Annotated in this window: 24 protein-coding genes; 7 read left to right on the forward strand and 17 right to left on the reverse strand. The window is 43.1% G+C overall.

Going from position 1 to position 18,766, the window contains the following annotated elements:
- Window positions 1–14 precede the first annotated feature (14 nt).
- A complete protein-coding gene (gene ylbJ, locus ACPW7N_RS17115) occupies window positions 15–1,244 on the forward strand; it encodes a sporulation integral membrane protein YlbJ (RefSeq protein WP_425652325.1) in 1,230 nt (409 codons plus the stop codon).
- On the opposite strand, the gene coaD is transcribed toward ylbJ, so the two are convergent.
- Together coaD and rsmD are read right to left on the reverse strand one after the other, a co-directional pair.
- A complete protein-coding gene (gene coaD / locus ACPW7N_RS17120) occupies window positions 1,237–1,725 on the reverse strand; it encodes a pantetheine-phosphate adenylyltransferase (RefSeq protein ID WP_425652326.1) in 489 nt (162 codons plus the stop codon). The genes ylbJ and coaD overlap by 8 nt on opposite strands.
- Window positions 1,726–1,737: 12 nt before the next feature.
- A complete protein-coding gene (gene rsmD, locus ACPW7N_RS17125) occupies window positions 1,738–2,292 on the reverse strand; it encodes a 16S rRNA (guanine(966)-N(2))-methyltransferase RsmD (RefSeq protein ID WP_425652327.1) in 555 nt (184 codons plus the stop codon).
- 441 nt (window positions 2,293–2,733) lie between these two features.
- On the opposite strand from rsmD, the gene ACPW7N_RS17130 reads away from it, so the two are divergent.
- A complete protein-coding gene (locus ACPW7N_RS17130; RefSeq protein WP_425652328.1) occupies window positions 2,734–2,877 on the forward strand; it encodes a hypothetical protein in 144 nt (47 codons plus the stop codon).
- Window positions 2,878–3,010: 133 nt separating this feature from the next.
- Here the strand turns inward: ACPW7N_RS17130 and ACPW7N_RS17135 are convergent, their stop codons facing one another.
- Complete coding sequence (locus ACPW7N_RS17135) at window positions 3,011–4,987, reverse strand: methyl-accepting chemotaxis protein (protein WP_425652329.1); 1,977 nt, start codon at window positions 4,985–4,987, stop codon at window positions 3,011–3,013.
- A gap of 293 nt (window positions 4,988–5,280) precedes the next feature.
- On the opposite strand from ACPW7N_RS17135, the gene lgt reads away from it, so the two are divergent.
- Both lgt and ACPW7N_RS17145 read left to right on the forward strand, forming a co-directional pair.
- Window positions 5,281–6,078 carry a prolipoprotein diacylglyceryl transferase gene (gene lgt, locus ACPW7N_RS17140; RefSeq protein WP_425652330.1) on the forward strand — a complete coding sequence of 266 codons (798 nt, stop codon included), beginning with the start codon at window positions 5,281–5,283 and terminating at the stop codon, window positions 6,076–6,078.
- An 85-nt stretch (window positions 6,079–6,163) separates the two neighbouring features.
- Window positions 6,164–6,397 carry a hypothetical protein gene (locus ACPW7N_RS17145; RefSeq protein WP_425652331.1) on the forward strand — a complete coding sequence of 78 codons (234 nt, stop codon included), beginning with the start codon at window positions 6,164–6,166 and terminating at the stop codon, window positions 6,395–6,397.
- On the opposite strand, the gene ACPW7N_RS17150 is transcribed toward ACPW7N_RS17145, so the two are convergent.
- From ACPW7N_RS17150 to ACPW7N_RS17175, 6 genes are all read right to left on the reverse strand, one after another.
- A complete protein-coding gene (locus tag ACPW7N_RS17150) occupies window positions 6,398–6,628 on the reverse strand; it encodes a hypothetical protein (protein WP_425652332.1) in 231 nt (76 codons plus the stop codon).
- Between the two features lie 45 nt (window positions 6,629–6,673).
- On the reverse strand, window positions 6,674–7,693 hold the full coding sequence (locus ACPW7N_RS17155) for an inorganic phosphate transporter (RefSeq protein WP_425652333.1): 1,020 nt from the start codon (window positions 7,691–7,693) through the stop codon (window positions 6,674–6,676).
- Window positions 7,686–8,303, reverse strand: coding sequence for a DUF47 domain-containing protein (locus ACPW7N_RS17160; protein ID WP_425652334.1), 618 nt, complete (start codon window positions 8,301–8,303; stop codon window positions 7,686–7,688). Before ACPW7N_RS17160 ends, ACPW7N_RS17155 begins: the two co-directional genes overlap by 8 nt.
- Before the next feature lie 200 nt (window positions 8,304–8,503).
- Window positions 8,504–8,953 carry a PilZ domain-containing protein gene (locus ACPW7N_RS17165; RefSeq protein WP_425652335.1) on the reverse strand — a complete coding sequence of 150 codons (450 nt, stop codon included), beginning with the start codon at window positions 8,951–8,953 and terminating at the stop codon, window positions 8,504–8,506.
- A 42-nt stretch (window positions 8,954–8,995) separates the two neighbouring features.
- Window positions 8,996–9,646, reverse strand: a complete 651-nt coding sequence (locus ACPW7N_RS17170) for a GGDEF domain-containing protein (protein WP_425652336.1) — start codon at window positions 9,644–9,646, stop codon at window positions 8,996–8,998.
- A 168-nt stretch (window positions 9,647–9,814) separates the two neighbouring features.
- Window positions 9,815–10,204 (reverse strand): VOC family protein, encoded by a 390-nt coding sequence (locus tag ACPW7N_RS17175; RefSeq protein ID WP_425652337.1) that lies wholly within the window; start codon window positions 10,202–10,204, stop codon window positions 9,815–9,817.
- Window positions 10,205–10,551: 347 nt separating this feature from the next.
- On the opposite strand from ACPW7N_RS17175, the gene ACPW7N_RS17180 reads away from it, so the two are divergent.
- Both ACPW7N_RS17180 and ACPW7N_RS17185 read left to right on the forward strand, forming a co-directional pair.
- Window positions 10,552–12,180, forward strand: coding sequence for a peptide ABC transporter substrate-binding protein (locus ACPW7N_RS17180; RefSeq protein WP_425652338.1), 1,629 nt, complete (start codon window positions 10,552–10,554; stop codon window positions 12,178–12,180).
- Window positions 12,181–12,233: 53 nt separating this feature from the next.
- Window positions 12,234–12,563 (forward strand): hypothetical protein, encoded by a 330-nt coding sequence (locus tag ACPW7N_RS17185; protein WP_425652339.1) that lies wholly within the window; start codon window positions 12,234–12,236, stop codon window positions 12,561–12,563.
- A gap of 9 nt (window positions 12,564–12,572) precedes the next feature.
- On the opposite strand, the gene ACPW7N_RS17190 is transcribed toward ACPW7N_RS17185, so the two are convergent.
- Complete coding sequence (locus ACPW7N_RS17190; protein ID WP_425652340.1) at window positions 12,573–13,034, reverse strand: PilZ domain-containing protein; 462 nt, start codon at window positions 13,032–13,034, stop codon at window positions 12,573–12,575.
- A gap of 623 nt (window positions 13,035–13,657) precedes the next feature.
- On the opposite strand from ACPW7N_RS17190, the gene ACPW7N_RS17195 reads away from it, so the two are divergent.
- Window positions 13,658–13,873: a hypothetical protein gene (locus ACPW7N_RS17195; RefSeq protein ID WP_425652341.1), complete on the forward strand. Its 216-nt coding sequence runs from the start codon at window positions 13,658–13,660 to the stop codon at window positions 13,871–13,873.
- A 74-nt stretch (window positions 13,874–13,947) separates the two neighbouring features.
- On the opposite strand, the gene ACPW7N_RS17200 is transcribed toward ACPW7N_RS17195, so the two are convergent.
- From ACPW7N_RS17200 to ACPW7N_RS17230, 7 genes are all read right to left on the reverse strand, one after another.
- Window positions 13,948–14,262 carry a YbjQ family protein gene (locus ACPW7N_RS17200; RefSeq protein ID WP_425652342.1) on the reverse strand — a complete coding sequence of 105 codons (315 nt, stop codon included), beginning with the start codon at window positions 14,260–14,262 and terminating at the stop codon, window positions 13,948–13,950.
- A 102-nt stretch (window positions 14,263–14,364) separates the two neighbouring features.
- Window positions 14,365–14,760 (reverse strand): spore coat associated protein CotJA, encoded by a 396-nt coding sequence (locus ACPW7N_RS17205; RefSeq protein WP_425652343.1) that lies wholly within the window; start codon window positions 14,758–14,760, stop codon window positions 14,365–14,367.
- Between the two features lie 17 nt (window positions 14,761–14,777).
- On the reverse strand, window positions 14,778–15,350 hold the full coding sequence (locus ACPW7N_RS17210; protein WP_425652344.1) for a manganese catalase family protein: 573 nt from the start codon (window positions 15,348–15,350) through the stop codon (window positions 14,778–14,780).
- Between the two features lie 11 nt (window positions 15,351–15,361).
- Window positions 15,362–15,613, reverse strand: a complete 252-nt coding sequence (locus ACPW7N_RS17215; protein WP_425652345.1) for a spore coat protein CotJB — start codon at window positions 15,611–15,613, stop codon at window positions 15,362–15,364.
- 176 nt (window positions 15,614–15,789) lie between these two features.
- Complete coding sequence (locus ACPW7N_RS17220; RefSeq protein WP_425652346.1) at window positions 15,790–17,139, reverse strand: sensor histidine kinase; 1,350 nt, start codon at window positions 17,137–17,139, stop codon at window positions 15,790–15,792.
- Window positions 17,136–17,807, reverse strand: a complete 672-nt coding sequence (locus ACPW7N_RS17225) for a response regulator transcription factor (protein ID WP_425652347.1) — start codon at window positions 17,805–17,807, stop codon at window positions 17,136–17,138. Before ACPW7N_RS17225 ends, ACPW7N_RS17220 begins: the two co-directional genes overlap by 4 nt.
- 1 nt (window position 17,808) lies before the next feature.
- A complete protein-coding gene (locus tag ACPW7N_RS17230) occupies window positions 17,809–18,663 on the reverse strand; it encodes a DUF4405 domain-containing protein (RefSeq protein WP_425652348.1) in 855 nt (284 codons plus the stop codon).
- Window positions 18,664–18,766 lie beyond the last annotated feature (103 nt).

Raw genomic sequence — 18,766 nt, forward strand, 5'->3', positions numbered from 1 at the left:
TCCAGGAGGAATGTATGGCACACCGATCTCCGTTTTTAACACTTACACTCGCTATTTCGTCCATTGCTCTCGTGATAACTCTCATTACGAATCCCGAAACGTCTTTTCGAGCAGCAGTAGAAGGCTTGAAGATTTGGTGGGAAGTTGTTTTTCCTGCCCTGTTGCCTTTTATCGTTGTCTCCGAAATCCTGATGGGGGTTGGGGTCGTACATTTCGTTGGTGTACTGCTCGAGCCGCTGATGCGACCGTTTTTCAATGTACCGGGAACAGGCGGATTCGTACTCACGATGGGCTTTTCTTCCGGATATCCGGTTGCAGCAAAATTAACGACAAGCTTGCGGGAACAAGGGAATATCACCCGTGCGGAAGGAGAGCGTCTAGTTACATTTACAACAACTGGCGACCCTCTGTTTGTCATCGGTGCAGTTGCTGTCGGGTTCTTTCACAGTGAGCAGCTCGGATACATTTTGGCCATCACGCACTACTCATCGGCCATTTTACTCGGGATTCTCTACCGGTTCTACTCTACGGAGGCACCATCGACAAGACAACTCAAAAAAGATGACAATCCTGTCATATACAGAGCCCTGCAAGCCATGCATCGTGCCAGACTGAAAGATCATCGGCCTTTTGGCAAGTTAATGGGCGACGCTGTCTCATCGGCCTTGCAAACACTGTTTATGGTAGGTGGATTTATAATCGTTTTTTCGGTGATGCTACAGCTCCTGTCAGAAGTAAAAGTGACCGATGCGTTAAGCCATTTTCTTGCTGTCTTTTTGATGCCATTTGGCTTTCCTACATCATTTAGTAAAGCGTTGATTGCCGGATTGTTCGAGGTTACCCTCGGTGCACAAACAGCCAGTGAAGTAACCGGACAGGTATCCATGATGTGGAAGGCTGCCGTTGCAAGTGCGATTCTTTCTTGGGGTGGACTTAGTGTTCATGCTCAGGTTGCGAGCATTTTAAGTAAAACCGACATCAAAGTAGGTCCTTACTTGATCGGACGAGGCATCCATGCCTTTCTGTCTGCCTTCCTGACGATCTTGCTTTGGAAGCCCTTGGAGCATTTTACCCAAACAGCTTCAGCCGCACTGCCTGTTTTTTATACAAACAAGCATTTGCCCCCTGTTCATACCTGGTTGTATCACATCAGCCATTCGGCGTTTACAGTCGGAATCATTGCTATTGTATTACTGATTCTCTACGTCACCTTGAAACGCATTCCGAGCCGTATCATCAAGTAGTAGGCTTGGGAAACTTGGTCAATAGCGCCTTCTCTACGTCTGGTGGAACCAGGTCTGTTACTGGCGCATGATACCTCGCCACTTCCTTGACAATGCTGGAGCTTAAATAGGAATACTGATTATTTGTCATCACGAAAAATGTTTCCACATCCTCATCAAGCTTGCGGTTGATAGAAGCCATTTGCATTTCATATTCGAAATCAGAAACGGCACGCAACCCTTTTAGCAGTACCCTTGCTTCCTTGGTGCGCATGTAGTCAATTAACAATCCGCTGAACGTATCGACCTCGACGTTGGGTAAATCCTTTGTAACCTTGCGCAACAGTTCCAACCGTTCTTCGATTGTAAAGAGTGGGTCTTTTTTGGAGTTCACCAATACGGCTACAATCACTTTGTCAAAAATTTTGGCACCTCTTGAAATGATGTCAAGATGTCCGTATGTAACCGGATCAAAACTTCCTGGGCAAACTGCTATCACCATTTGTCTTCCCCCTTAGGAAATTCGCTCAAAAATACTTACTGTGGTATCACCGTATGTGACAAACCGAACTTTGGCATATGTACCGATACTTTCAGGTAACACAACGGAAGCGTCGTGCTCAGTTACAATTTGTGCATCTGGCGCAAGCAAGTTGTAGTCTTGCAACAACTGAATTTCTTCTGCGATTTTTTGTTTCGCATACGGCGGGTCTAAAAACACCAGATCAAACTGGAGCTCCCTTTTGGTTAATGCCTTCAAGGCTCGATGGGAATCAGTACGGAAAACCTCAACCTGATTATCCAGTTTGAAGGACGATAAATTTTCTTTAATGACAGAAATCGCTTTGGGATCAATATCGATAAAGACTGCTTTCTCAATGCCCCTGCTCAATGCCTCAATCCCCAAGCCACCTGTACCTGCATACAAGTCCAGGACTGTTCCACCTTCAAAATACGGCCCGATGATATTAAAAATAGATTCTCTGACTTTGTCTGTTGTTGGACGGGTTCCCTTGCCTGGTACGGCTGACAGTGGACGCCCCTTGAAATCTCCAGCGATTATTCTCATTATCCTTCACCTATAAACCCTTCATTTTGAGGCCCTGCCCGGTTCAGCACAAGCTGTAATCAAGCAGGTACAGAATAAAATCATACTATCATATGATAGATTCCTCGTAAAATAAAGCACTTGCTCTGTATCATTTTTCGGTAGCCGTGTATAAAAGGCCTCTTCCTTGGCAAAGAATAGAACTAGCGACGCAACGGTGTCGCTGACAACCGCGGAGAAGACTTACGTTTCCCCATAAGCTCTTCCTCCGGTTTCTCCTCTCCCATAATTGAAAAGCGGTTTACATACCGGCAAGAATTGTCTGATAGGAGCGTTCTTGCCATGCTTCAATGGAAGCAATCAATGAACCGCTACCTCACTGCATGAATGTAGTGAGGTATTTTTTTTGCCATTGGCAATACTAATCAAGAAAATGGACACAGAAAAAGGAGGTGTTGGGCAATGGCTGAAAAAAACCCTTCCAAACAAAAGATTGAGGCTGAGAAAGCACAATCCATGGCTGATAAAACAGGACAAAACAAGGATGTCGCACGACGCATGCAGTCAGAAGCTGACCAATCCGATATTGTTAAGCACGGACAGTAAAATACCCACCCGACACAAGCTATCGCTGGCGTCGGGCGGGGTCCCAAACTTCAAATATTAAAACAACCCATCGTACGCATTAATCGCTGTACCAGATGGGTTGTCCTTTTTCGTCTTTGTTTTAGGCCGGGGCTTAGCCCTCAACCTTGAACTGCGCCATAATCACTTGAAGCTCATCAGCCAATTTGGCTAATTCCAGTGCGTCAATGGAGATCTGATTGGCAGCCGCCGCCTGTTCTTCACTCGCTGCGCTTACCTCTTCTGAACCAGCAGCCGCTTCTTCTGTCACCGCAGAGATGTCTTCCATATTTCCTACGACTTGTCGGCCCATTCTCTCCAAGTCCTGAATGCTTTGGTGAATGCTTACGTTTTTCTCAAGGACATTATCGATCTGACCTTCGATGACTACGAACGCTGATCCAGCTTCCTGTACGGTATTTGTTCCTTCTTCTACCACACGAGTACCGAGTTCAACAGCTTCTACTGCCCGATGGCTTTCATTTTGCGTTTCCTTGATGAGACTGGAGATCTTTTCTGCTGAGATACTTGTTTCGTTTGCCAGTTTTCTGACCTCTTCCGCTACAACTGCAAATCCTTTTCCATGATCGCCTGCCCGTGCAGCTTCAATAGATGCATTTAGTGCCAGTAAATTGGTTTGCTGCGCAATATTTGTAATCATCCCTACAATATTGCCAATTTCTTTTGAATGATGATCCAATCGATTGATGATGTCTGCCGTTTGTTTTACAGTCTGGTCAATCTCGGACATTTTTTGTACTGCTTGATTGGCAAACCCTCTTCCCGTAGCTGCGGATTGCTTGCTTTGACGGGAGGCATCAATGATTTCATTCGCATATTGCGAAATTTTATTGACCGTTACCATGATTTCATTAATTTTGTCAGTTGCATTGGTAACTGATGCAGCAATATCAGACGTTCCGGAAGCAAGCTCTGAAATCGTTCTTGCCACTTGTTCAGCCGATTGTTTTGTCTCTTCACTACTATGAACCAATGTATCAGAGGATCGTTTGGTGTGTTCGGTCGTTTTATTAATCAGTGTTAAGACACCCTGCATTTTGTGTATCATCTCATTGAAGTTTTGGCCCAGGACGCCAACCTCATCTTTGGATTTATGTTGAAGTTTAATCGTTAAGTCTCCATCTGCTACCTGTGTAGTCAGATTTGTCAGCAGTTTGATCGGCTTGATCAAGCTTGTGGTAAAGAGAGTAACAACGATAACTGCAAATGCAAGAACAACGGCAGCCGTTACAAATGAGATGATCGCCATCGTCTTGAGTTGACTGGTCGCTTCATCTACCGGAGCAGTAATTATGACTCCCCAACCCGTGGTCGGAACTACAGAATAGAAGGCAAATTTTTCAATTCCGTCCAGCGTATATCGTGTCTGATCACCTTTCCCTGCTGAAAGCTTTTGTTGTGCTTCTGCAAGTTCAGGAACACCAAGATCTTGCATTTTATTCTTCATCACAAACTCTGCCTTCGGATGAGCGATAAACGTCCCATCTTTTTGAACCAGAGTAGCATAGCCTGTTTCACCATATTTCCCTTTGCCAACCAACTCGTTAATGGTTTTGATCGCTATAGTTGCCCCGAATACACCTTTCAGCTTACCGTTTTCATCTTTAACAGGACAGGCGATGACAATGATTTGATCACCAGTTACCTTGTGTATCAACACATCTGAGATTGCATACGGTTTGCCTGCCATAATGTCCTTAAAATAGGCGCGATCAGCTATGTTTGTCTTTTGATCGAGAGAGGTATAAGATTCCCCGTTTGGAAGCGCATACAAAAACGTGGAATACTCGGGCAATTCCTTCTGGATTTCCTTAAAGTATGTAATGGTGGTCCTCTGGTCCATAGTGACAACCTGTTGACTGGTTGACATCATTGAAAGCCGGGCAATATGCACCTGTAACCAGCTATCCAGTTCCCCACTCAGTTTGGCAATATCCACGGCTGACTTTTCTTGAAAATTCTGCACGAGAAAGTCAGTAGCTTTCGAATGGTTAATCCATGCGATACCAACTAAAGAGATGGTGAGGATCGGAATAATAATTAACAGCAATTTTGAACGAATACTTTTCATGGTGACTCCCCCTACAATCTAACATTCCAATAGTAATTAAGATGAAAAACTTGTTTTTTTATAATATTTCGAATATTTCATTCCCACTTTATCCCACCTCTACTCTCTTTGCAATTTATAGCTGTGATTTTTCACACAATCTTCGATATTTTTCGGGTAAATTTGACACTCTTTCCATTGTATTACCCTTATCCTGTTAAAACGAAACACACAGCTACTCTCCTCGGCAGGAAACTATCGGCAACTTGTGATATACTGTCTACATTAATGGCTAGTTTAGGAGGAGATAAGCGTTGCTAGACCCGGTTGCAATTTCACTTGGACCCATCCAAGTTCATTGGTATGGAATTATTATGGGTACCGCATTCTTCTTGGGAACCTATTTTGCAAGATATCACGCCAAACGTGCGGGAATCGATCCTGATCACATCTTAAATATGGTTGTGTGGATTATTCCTGCAGCCATCATTTGTGCCCGTGCCTACTACGTGATTTTTGAATGGGAACAATACGCTTCTCGTCCACTGGATGTTTTCGCTGTATGGAAAGGCGGCCTGGCCATCCACGGCGGTTTAATCGGCGGCTTTCTGGCCGGAGCGCTTTATGTTCGAAAACACGGTCTTCCTTTCTTCTTGATGGGCGATATCATCATGCCGAGTGTGATTCTCGGTCAAGCAATCGGCAGATGGGGAAATTTCATCAACCAAGAAGCGCATGGCGGTGAAGCATCTCCTGAATTCATGGCAAACTTCCCTGAGTTCATCCGTAACCAAATGTTTATCGACGGCGTATATTACCACCCTACTTTCTTATATGAGTCTCTGTGGAACTTACTTGTACTTGGCATCTTGCTTATACTTTTGTATCGGTTCAAACGACATGATGGTCAAGTTTTTGCCAGTTATATGATCCTCTATTCGCTTGGCCGCTTCTTTATTGAAGGCATGCGCACGGACAGTCTGATGTTTGCTGGTCTGCGGGTAGCACAGTTTACCAGTCTCAGTCTGGGCATGTTGGGTCTGTTCTTGCTTGTCTATGTCAGCAGAAGACAGACACCGCATGATCCTCATCTTCCTACAAAAACAAAATAGTAGAAAGCAAAAAAACCGTTGCCTCTGATTGGGGCAACGGTTTCCTGTTTATAATGGTTAATATGAAAATCAAGGAGGTGAGCGGATGAATCAGGGCGTCCTTGAAGAGTATATAGACAGGCCGATCACAATACATTTTCAAGATAGCCGTATTAGCCCTTCTCCTGAAATGGAAGGTGTCTTGCAAAATATCACAGCTTACGGAATTCTATTACAGGACGAAGAAGATACACTGCTTTTTATTCCTTATCATTCAATTCGAATGTTTGAAATCAAACCAAAACCAAGCTTCTGGCAAAAACTCACTGGAACGTATTAGCTAACTCCTGATAAACAAGTAGCCGATAAGCGTAGTGATTGCACCTGCTACAAACATGGTATAGCTTATGTATGTTGCTACATTCGTATACGCCTCATCCCATGAAATGAATTGATAGACATCAGCCAAATACAGGGCAGCACTGACAACCATGGCAGCTATGCCGATGTAAAACAACCATTGACCAACGTACCTGGATCGAATATTCCCTGGAGTGTTCGGATCAAGCAAGGGGCATACCTCCCAATCGTTCTGGGAATAGTATGCCCCTACTTTTTATAGAAATACGTCTAATACTACGTAACAAGCTGCAGCTAAAAGTCCTGTTACAGGCAAGGTAATAATCCAGGTAAATACGATACGTCCAGCCATTCCCCACTTCACTGCAGAGAACTTCTGAGATGCACCTACCCCCATAATCGCAGATGAGATAGTATGCGTCGTACTTACTGGCAATGCAAATGCTGTGAAAATCGTGATAATCATTGATGCTGACAAATCAGCAGAGAAACCGCTAATTGGTTTGATCTTCATGATTTTGCCGCCCATGGTTTTAATGATTCGCCATCCACCAACCGATGTACCCAAGGCCATTGCGAGGGCAGCAGAAAGCTTAACCCACAATGGAATAACTATATCACCATTTTCAGGCACCATAAAACCGCCTGTAATTAAAGCAAATGTGATAATACCCATTGTTTTCTGTGCATCGTTGGCACCGTGGCTGAATGATTGCCAGGAAGCTGAAAGCACTTGCAAGAAACGGAAATTGGTATTCGTTTTATGATAAGGCATGTTCGCTACAATGGCTGAAACAATCTTGATTACAATAAAACCGACAGCAAACGCAACCAGCGGAGAAACAATCAGCGCTTGGATGATGCTCACGAAGCCTTCCATGTTAATGGAACCCATACCCGCTGCTCCGACAACGGCCCCGGCTACACCACCGATGAGTGCGTGCGAGGATGAGCTAGGAATTCCAAACCACCACGTAATCAGGTTCCAGAGAATCGCTGCCGTCAGTGCGGCAAGTACAATGACCAATCCATTTTCTAGCTTAAAAGGGTCCGCAATTTTACCCCCAATGGTTTTGGCAACGCCGGTATAGGTAAGTGCTCCAACCAGGTTAAACACAGCAGCGAGAATAATCGCTGTTCGTGGGCTTAAGGCACGCGTGGATACTGATGTAGCAATTGCATTCGCAGTATCGTGGAACCCGTTAATAAAGTCGAAGCTAAGTGCCATTACTACGACCAGAATTAGAATAATCATATCTGGCGAAAGACTAAGCATTCTTGAGCACAATCCCTTCAACTAGGTTAGCTACATCTTCGGTGAAATCTGCACAGTCTTCCAGTCGATCATAGATCTCTTTCCATTTAATCGCCATAATTGGGTCTGTATTTGGATTATTGAGCAACTCGGATACCATTTTGCGATAATTGGCATCAGATTCCCATTCCAGTTCTTTGATCTCTTTTGCAATCGCTGCAACTACTTTATGATCAAGTTTGCGAAGAGTACGAATAAGTTCAATTAATTGCGTGGAGCATTTCACAATGATGTTTGCTTGTGCAAGCACACGACCATCTGGTTGTGGCAATTGATACAAGTACATACGGTCTGCAACGCCGTCAATATAGTCCAAAACAGAGTCCATCGTATGAGCCAATGCTACAATATCTTCGCGTTCAAGCGGGGTGATGAACGTGGAGTTCAACTCGTTCATAATTCTGCGAACGATGGCATCCCCTTCTTTTTCAACTGCTTTTATTTCCTTCACTTTTGCTTCCACATCGTGATAGTTACCCAACATTTCGAAAAACAGATGGGTCCCTTTGTGCAAAATGGATACTTGCTCTTCAAACAGATCGAAGAATAGATGTTTTTTGGACTTTAGCATAAAAGAAAACGTCACTCCTTTAGGAAAATTGCACCTCTACGATTATATCCGACAGGATTGTAAAGGTAAATTTAATTTGAAGCATTTTGTGTTAAGATTATGTAAAGATTATTTTCAAACTTTTCTTATATATTCTATGACGATTAGTATTGCCTTTTTCTCATGAAAGTTTGCATAAAAAAAGAGCAAAGCCTTTTGGCTCACTCTTCACGTAATTCTGATGTTTGAAAGCATTTTTCGCCTTCTTGCAAATGACAAAACGTACAGCTCGTCAGATTTGCTCTCGTGCGAAGCCGAATCATCATCGAATTGATATGCTGTGTTAATTGATTTTGGACATTATCAAAAATAGTAAACTGAACACCATATTCAAACAATTGTCCCATTTCCTGGCTTCTGACAATGACACCCAACAACTTAACAAGCTCGTCCATCATTTTGACTTCGAACTCCAGTACGATTTCATTGGAAACAGGCAGCTTCAGGCTTGAGATAAATCGCAACCCGCCTGGACCAATATCCTCAATACAAACTTTAGTCGTATTGGACTGTATGGTTTGTCCTTTAATCTGAACAATTTCAACGTCGCCACACATTGATTTATTTAATTCATACCGAAAATATTGTCGCCTGTTATGATGTTCGTTCATGGTAGTCTCCACAAATTTTGAATTATCCGCACGTGTTTTTTCTTACCCACTTAGCGGACCTGCCAGCATGCAGTCCTTTTTCTTTTTGGCCTCATACATCAAGGCATCTGCTCTTGCGGCCAATTCGGTAGCGCAGGCAGCATGATCCGGATAACTGGCTAACCCAATGCTTACTGTGATACCCGGAATCTCTTGTCGCAAAACCCCTTGTATCCTTCTTCCAACAATGATGCCTTGTTCGGTATCGGTATGAGGTAAGAGAACGACAAACTCCTCGCCCCCCCATCTACCTACTGTGTCCTGGTCGCGTACGGTTTTCTCCAGGAGCTGGGCAAATCGAACCAACAATCGGTCTCCCGCCAAGTGCCCGTGCTTGTCATTGTATTTCTTAAAGTTGTCTAGGTCAATGAACATCAGTGTAACCAGGTAACCGTGTCTTCGTGCTCGCTCAATTTCTTGTTGGAGCAATTGATTGAATCTTTTATTCACCAAGACACCCGTCAACGAATCGAGATAAGCCATTTTTTGCATATTCTCATATTTTTTACCGGACCAATACCCGATGAACCCTTGAATGACAATGGTTGCTGACAATAAGGAAAAAACGATCTCAGAAGTCGATATAAATTGAACCCCTATACCAACCGTTCCTAGCACGACCCCCGTCGATAATCCGATCCACCGATATGACATACATCTCTCTCCCCCGACAGACACACCAGATCCGGTACACTGCTCTAGATCTTAATACCTATCTCTCTTTTACGCTTCTTTTATATGCAGGTAATCTGATCGATCTATAGGGTCATTGTACCTAGAATAATATGGAAGAATCAAGAACAAACTGCAAAAATGTTCATATTATTTCCATACTTGCATTCTCTTTTCCAGATTGCTCGTATGCAGTTCCAACTCCGTCCCATCTGGATCCAGAAAGTTAATCGAACGTCCAAGGCCGCGATCAATTGGTCCTCTAACTATCGTCACCTGGCACTGTTGGAGAATACTCACTGCTTCATCAAAGTCTTCTTCCGCAATGGTAAATGCCACATGATCGACTCCTGCTGTTTTTTCTCTACGGGGAAGCTGTTCCTTTTGGATCAAACACACCCAAGCACTGCCCCACTCGAGATAGCAATCAAGATTTCCCTGATGGGCAAGCTTCATTTGCAGCACTTGTGTATAGAAAGCGAGAGAAGTCTGCAGGTTAGAAACAAGGATCGTCACGTGATTAAATCCTTTTACTTTCATAAAGAACACCTCCAAATGTCAATTTAAAATGTGCCCAAGGCTATTATGGAAATCATTAAAAAAGGTTAAAATTGTCATATGTTCCACATGTTTCTTGGATTCATCTATCAATTTTGATATAAATAAATAAAATCATCTGCGATTTCCCGCTTCGATCATGCAAGATATTGTATGATGAGTGCGTTCAGTATACAAAACGGTGATGATCGTTTTCCCCTCTTATCCCCTCTTATCGGGGGACAGAAACGTCGGGGGACTGAAACGTGTTGATGACCACAAGCGGTCACATCCAATTTTACGAAAAACGTTTGAGACGTTTTTCACACAATAAAGGAGCAGTTATAGGCGTGAAAACAAACCGTTCTCTAGCTGTAGTTCTTCTCGTTGTGAGTTCGTTGATCATTAGTTGCAGTATCGGTTTAAACAATGACAACCTAACAACCAGCAAAAACAGCCACTCTACCAAGCAAGTTGATCCTGGCCTACTCAGGCTGAATTTGCCTCGTGATCCAGTTACTGCCGACCCCAGTCTAGTTGAAGATACCACATCAGGAATTCTTGTTCGAGCTCTTTTTGATGGCTTAATGCGACGTGGCAAAGATGGCAATCCTCATGAAGCAGTAGCAGAATCGTACGAAGTTTCTGCCGATGGGTTAACGTATACGTTTCGCTTGCGCAATACAAAATGGAGTAACGGTGATCCGCTAACCGCCAGTGATTTTGAGTTTTCCTGGAAACGAATGATCGACCCGAAAACCGCCTCAAGCTTTGCTTATCAGATGTATTGCATCAAAAACGCAGAGCTTGCCAATAAAAGCAAAATCGGTATTGATCACGTAGGTGTCCGGGCGTTAGACGACTACACTCTTCAAGTAGAATTAGAATATCCAACTCCCTTTTTCCTTGAACTCGTCTCATTCCACTCCTTTTATCCCGTTCATCCGGGAGTCGTCCATGCCAATCCGCAATGGGCGCTTGATGCAAAATCTCACGTAAGTAATGGACCTTTTGCGTTACAGGTATGGGAACATCAAAATCGTATTGTGCTTATTAAGAATCCGCTTTACTGGGATGCTCGCGAAGTTCGTCTGCAGCGAATTGTTTTCTCCTTGGAGAACAATCCAATAACCGAGCTTTCGATGTTTGAAAATGGAGAATTAGACTGGGCGGGGGCACCGTTACACGAATTGCCGTTTGAATCCTACGATCGCTTGAACAAGGCAGGCAAACTGGTTACTTACCCGATTGCTGGTACTTATTGGTACAAGTTTAATACCAATCAGCCTCCGTTCCACAACGCTAAAATTCGTAAAGCCTTTGCCTATGCCATCAATCGTCAGGAGATTTGCGATTCGATTGACTCCGGTAAAAAACCAGCAACGGGTGTCGTGCCCCCTACCATGTCGCTAACAGAAGCGGGATATTTCAAGGACAACGATGCTGAAAATGCGAAAAAATTGCTTCGAGAAGGCATGGCGGAGCTGCAAATTACAAAGCTTCCACCCATCACGCTCTCTTATAATACCTCTGCTACTCACAAAAAAATTGCGGAAGTCATTCAAAAGCAGTGGAAAGAGGTCCTTGGAGTAGAGGTTACACTTCATGATGAGGAATGGAGCACCTACATGAGCGATCTTCATATGGGCAACTTCCAGATTGGACGTATGGGATGGCTTGCTGACTATCATGACCCGATCAATTTTCTTGAGCTGTTCAAGGAGCAAACTACGGCAAACAACGATACAAACTGGGAAAACAAACAGTATAAAGATTTACTCAACCAATCAACACGCACCCGAGACAACAACAAGCGGAAAGAATTACTTACACAGGCTGAACAGATCCTGATGGATGAAATGCCGGTTCTGCCCATCTTTTTCTACACCAATTCGTACGTCAAAGATGACTCGATCAAAGATGTCCTCGTGGACGGGCTTGGCTATATAGACTGGAAATGGGCCTATCGTGAAAATTGATGTTTGATTGTCGAATCGTGCGGGTAATATATCTCCAGTAGGATGGATGGGGGGTGTTACCAATTCAAAACATCGGTGTAAACGAAAAAGAAGCCAGGAAGCGCATGTTGAAAGATCTGATTGATTTAATCGATCGAGTCCCTGATGAGGACAATCCATCCGCTATCAAACAATTAATTGCTTATCTCAACGGATTACTTCGGATCAAAGTCATCACTCCACCAACGTCGGAGATAATCAGTTTGATCAAATATCAAAAACCTCACCTCTACCATGCGACCAAAAGGAGCATTACATCAACCAGCCATCTCAGCATGTTATTTTTAATTGAGATGGACCCGGTTCTTGCTTCCAATCGACTACAACAATTTGCCAAAAGTTAAAGCACCCTTTTAGGAGGGTGCTTGTTCTTTCAGTTCTGAAAAAAACTCTTCAATAGAAGTTTCACAGAGAGCAGTCTGGTATAAGGGCATTTTTTTCCGTTGACGAAGTGCGGCAACGTTAAGTAATCGTGTAATCAAATTATGTACTTCTTCATCAATCGTAAACGCCACGCCATAGGCCTCGATTTCATCGGAAACCGGTATATTTCTCACTACATATCCCAACAACTTTACATATTGTCCTAGCAGCGTAAGCTTAAATTCCAGAATGATATGTTCCGTTGCCGGTATTTTTAAATTGGATAAAAAACGAAGACCGCCCGCACTCAAATCTTCTATCAAGATCGAAACAATCCCTGTCTCAATCGTTTTCCCCTTCACACGCACAATGGTCATTTCTGCTTGGATGGGTGGATTGAACTGAAGCCGGAAATATGTACGCCTGGTTGACAACTCGGCTGAAATGGACACATTCCTTTCACTCCTTTAACCTACGCAAGTAGAACTAGTAATTAGATCGTATTGAACAATCCATCTTCACACAAGGACTGAAAGAACTATCTTTTGGAATTTTTTAACTCTATTTACATGTTGTTTTTGCGTTTAATTGGACAACCTATCCACTGACAGGAGGTGATGGGTGTGTCTAGCAAAAATAACAACAGTAAAGATTTAGGAAAAAACCGTGGAAAAACACTTGATCAAAACGATAAAAATCGTAACATTCGAAATGGCAACAGTGATAATAACGACCGTTAATTAACATTTTCTGCTCCCTATGGGTCCTCTGACGTTTCCAGTCCCAGCGGGAGCTTCCTTCTTACTATTCCTGTCGACAAAAAATGATTTTTTGTGACATTTTTATCACAATTTCGTGACATTTTACTTATTTTCATTTATTATTATTTTAGTCGATAAGAATTTATAAAATTATAACTTATCGACATAAGTAGTCGACTAAACGCAACATCCTTGTTGCATCGTCGACACTAGCACATCGTGTGCGTCGCACGGCTCTGCTGTCGCCACAGGCTCGGCAATCGCCGAGTTTACTAATTAAATTGGTTGGAAAATGATAGGTGGAATGTACTAACATGAATACAAATATTATCGAATTCCATGATTATGTCATTAAAGGGACCTGCCCTCATTGTTCTATGCATGTTCCTCATACCCTCACCAAGACAGCTTTTTTGATTTGCAAGAATGAGCTAATTGCGCAACTGCAACACACACCCAAGGGCTTATCCGTTAAGACTGACGCCAGTTTTCAACTGCTTGGCAAAGAGTTAACTTTTTTGGCCTGTTAATTGTCCGATGCTTCAAATGAATATGAAATCAACAAAAAAGAGGCATTCCTTGGAGAATTGCCTCTCTTTTTCCTTTATTTCACTCTGACTGCAGTCCCTGTCGCAATCACCATCATCATGCCTTCCCGCAATGTTTCGAAGTCAAGGTCAACGCCGATGATTGCATTTGCTCCGAGATGTCGTCCCTTTTCTGTCATTTCTCGAATAGCAAGTTCTCTTCCTTCTTGCAGCTTGCTCTCGTATGCACCGCTTCTGCCACCAATGATGTCCGTAATGCCTGCCAAAAAGTCCCTTACTACGTTTGCTCCCAAAATGACTTCTCCACTGACAATCCCTAAGTACGATTCAATCTCTTTACCCTGTAAATTAGAAGTTGTTGTAATGATCATGTGGTATTACCTCCCGTTTGTATTCTTTCCTTTTCCTCTTTTATTTACGATTGATTTTGACGAAAGTTCCAGGAAAAGAAGTAGGGAGCCTAAAAGTGATACTCACCTTCTATAGGGATCAACATACGGTTCATACAGCCAGCGAAAAAGTGTACCTTTTTCAAGCGCTTCGGGAAGCGGAAACTGGTCCATATACGGATCGGGCGGGTATGGCTTCACAGGAGGCAAATGAACTGGCGGTTGACCTGGCCGCCCAAGGCTCTGATTTCCAAGACCGGGTGAGAGGGCTTGCGGCCCTGGGCTTAATGGGCCTGGGCTTAACGGGCCTGGGTTTATCAGCCCTGGTCGTAACGGTCCGGGACTGAGTGGCACCGGATTTGGGGGTAAAGGAGTCAGCGGTCCGAAGTATACTCCACCGCTGCTACTACTGCTACTACTACTGCTGCTTCCATGGTTGTACCCTCTGCGTTGGCTTCCTCCTTTATTAAATAGGCTCATGTAACGATTTCCTCCTTTTAGAAGAATTTGCGGGTGTTGTTATGCTCTTCAACAATGTATAGGGCTTCACGGAACCGTTGGGAGTGGACGATTTCTCGCTCACGCAAATAGGTTAGCACCTGGATGACATCGGGGTCGTCCGTCAAATTGATCAGCCACTGATAGGTAGCACGCGCTTTTTCTTCAGCCGCAATATCTTCACAAAGATCAGCTACCGGATCTCCTTTTGCCTGAATGTAAGTAGCTGTCCAGGGAACACCGTTGGCATCGACGTAGAACAACGCCTTGTCGTGGTCGGCATACATACCTCCAAGCCCTGCTTCTCTCATCTGCTGCGGCGTTGCATTTTTCACCAGCTTGTGTACCAAAGTGGCAATTACCTCCAAATGCCCCAGTTCTTCCGTGCCGATATCTGTCAAAAGGGCTTTGGCCCGCTCATTTGGCATGGAATAGCGTTGATTCAGGTAACGAAGCGCTGCGGATAGTTCTCCATCAGGACCGCCGTATTGGGTAATGAGAAATTTGGCCATTTGCAAATCGGGCTTGCTCACTCGTACGGGAATTTCCAGCTTTTTTTCGTAAATCCACATGAATCTTCACCTCAATATTCGATTTCCCATGGCCATGGTTTGGTGATCCATTCCCAGCGGTTGGGCGATTTGGAAAAACCGTATTGCATTAAGGGACCGTGCTGCGCTTCGTACTCATGTTTGAGCCGCTGCAGTTCGTTGGATAGCGTGTTGTATTGATGGATGGCACGTTGGTCATCCGGGTTGATATCGAGATAAAACTGCAGCTCAACCAATCCAAACTGCACCTCTTGTAACCGTCGGAGAGTAACGCTGTACTCCATATGTCTCCTCCTTCTCTCTGTAGGTAAATCTCTATCTTTATACCGTATGCAAGTGGGCATTTGTCCGTCCCTGATGCGGAGGATAAATTGGCAGAACAGGTTAGCAAATAAAAAAGTGAATCATCCGCATGCAATTCTGCATGGGATAATCCACCAATCCGCTCGTTTTGTAGCGCTTATGCCCACTTCTTCGGATAACAAATGGTGAAACAGACTTGTCCGCTTTGATTCTCTACTTGAATGCTGCCATGGTAAAAACTGATAATTTTTTGGGAGATGGTTAACCCGAGCCCAAAATTACCATTCTCCCCCTTATAAAGGCTTTTAAAAATCTGATTAATGCTGCTTTCCGGGATCAGAGGGCCATCATTTTTTATTTCAACCATCCATGACGACTCATTCTCTTTCAGGGACACCTGGATGGTTTTCGCTGCAAACCTTAATTGATTTTCCAATATATTTTCAATAGAGACTCGGATACGATCGGGATTGCCGAAGATACAGGCTGCTTTTGTTTCTATATTCAACTGCCACCATAAATCTGTATTGATTGCTTGGAAATTATCCACTAGATAGGTCAATAATTTATCGAGATATACTTCCTCTTGTTCTTTCTCATTATCCAAAACATAGTCCAGGGTATTTAAGTAAAGAATTTGTTTGATTTTCCTCTCCAGACGTACTGCTTCATTCTTGATAACCCGGGCTGTATTTTCGGCGGATTCTACGTACATTCCATCGATAATGGCCTGTGCATAGCTCATGATCACCATTACCGGTGTCTTCAAATCATGGGAAATACTTTGAAGAAACTTGTTCTCCTCTTCATCTGCCAGTTTTAATGCCTGTTTCATCTCATTCATTGCACTGGCCAACCGTCCGATTTCATCCTGACGCTGTAATGAAAGCTCACTGTCCCACTCCTTATTGGCTATTCGTCTGGTATATGCCTCTACTTGCTTGAGTGGCTTCGCAATCGAATGGGCTACTAGCTTGGCTACAGGCAATGTACAGAGAATTATCAACAATCCAATCATAAAGACTTTCCCAAATTGCTCTCTCTCAAACAAACCTCGATAGGAAATTAAAAAGAGTTGATCCTTGACCTGACTAATTTCCAAAAGATATGTCTGGTTGTTCCTGATTTCCTTAAAGCTGCCATGATAGGTTTGATTGGGTTCAGCCTTTATGAAACTGCCCATCCATAATAACAAGGACTGATCCACGTATTCTTCGTGCTTATCGTCAGCAAGAAAAGCAATTTGTTTCGTGCGTTTATCAAACGTAAAATGATGCATACCTTCATGATAAATAAATCGTTTGATCGTATTATTCACCTGATTTTCTGCTACCGTATGCAAGACAAATTCATGAGTGTATTGCAATAGTTCCCTGTGTGTATCTTCATTGAAATCTTTAAAGAGAAAAGTAAACGCAAGCGAGCTAACAAATACAATGGCAAAAATGATAGCAGACAATAGAAACCAGATTCTCTTCGTCAGGGAGGTGAATTGGAATTTGATCATTTGACAACCAATTTATAGCCAAAACCATAGAGTGTTTCAATTTGAATTCTGGTTATTTTCTTTCTCACTCTTCTTATCGTATCGTCTACAACACGATCGGATCCAAAATAATTATCTCCCCATACTTTCTCCAGAATCTGTTCTCTCGTCACAACCGTGTTTTTATTCTCGATAAAATACAGCAACAGGGAAAACTCTTTATTTGTCAGCACAATTTCCTGTTCACGATCAAAAACAGTTCGTTGCTTCTTGTCTACAAGATAGTCTTCAATTTGAATGGCGGTCATCCTTTCTTCTTTGTCACCGTACAGCCTCTCCATTAATTTATTCGTTCTTATGATTAATTCCCTCGGTAAGAAAGGCTTTGACAAATAATCGTCACTGCCAAGCTCCAGCCCAACGACCCGATCAAGCTCCTGATTGCGTGCAGACATAAAAATGACAGGCGTGCGGGGGTTATACTCTTTTATCTCTCTGATCAACTGGTACCCATCCACATCTGGTAGCATAATATCCAAAATCCAGAGAGCTGGCATGTCGGAAATTCGCTGGCGTGCTGACTCACCGGTAAAATACGACTCTACTTGATAACCCTCTTTTTCTAAATATTTTCTCAGCAATTGATGCAAATTTTCTTCATCTTCGACTAAATAGATTGTTGTTGTCACGTTAGAACCTCCTTGCCCAGTCCAATGATGAGGCATTTTTCCGCTTGTTCGTCGATCTTCTCTCCCATATATACGTATAAAAAGCAATTGCTGCAAACATAGCTAGATATATCAAGAGAATGGGGATGATTCCGACCAACTGGATTGGGGAAAACGGTTTTTTGTGCCCTCTGCCTTCTCTGTTACTAATTTCTCCGCTTTCTCTGCTCTCCTGCCTTTCGGTGCTTACAATATTTTGACCATTCTCCTTGCTTTCTACATGGTGAAACTCCTCTTGCCCTACTGCTTGCTCACTAAAAATCCCGGGAGTTAACAGGATCATCTTGGGCATTTGTGCGATCAAGGCAATCGTTCCAATCACAAGGATGATACGTGACACCACTTTACGGGAAGGCCTTTGAAAAGTAAACAGCTTTGCCAGTTTAGGAAATTGACTCCCCATTTGCTTGATCCAGTTCCAATGCATTCCGATGTGTATACCGACGATGACCAATCCCAAAAGAGAGGAAACAATATGCAGAGCTTTCCAGTTGATTCCTATCGAATATCTTAGCTCGGAAAAAACCACCTTCGAGATGAAGAGTCCGCTTATCATGATAATCACCATATCCATGAACAGGACAAGGGTTAGGATAGACGAAAATTTTGTTTTTCCTTTGATTTTTTTATCGAATATTTTTTTGCTGATTCCAATCACCCAGTCCTTGTTTACACATATATGTCCGAGTATTGCAGCGCCCCATACGAGACCAGCAATTTCATGAAACGCTAAACTCGTCACCTCAGGTGTGAACAATAAACCAAACAGTATTGCTAGAACAATATCAAACCAAAACTTCCATCGATTTTTCTCCATTTCAATCCCTCCAAACAGACTTTCTATTCTCTAGCTTTGATCATAGAGATGAATTTTCAGAGAATTATCGTTACATTATGTGAAAGTGATGTGTTTGGAATTG

The sequence above is a fragment of the Brevibacillus nigriterrae genome, assembly GCF_049846925.1.
Taxonomy (GTDB): Bacteria; Bacillota; Bacilli; order Brevibacillales; family Brevibacillaceae; genus Brevibacillus_H.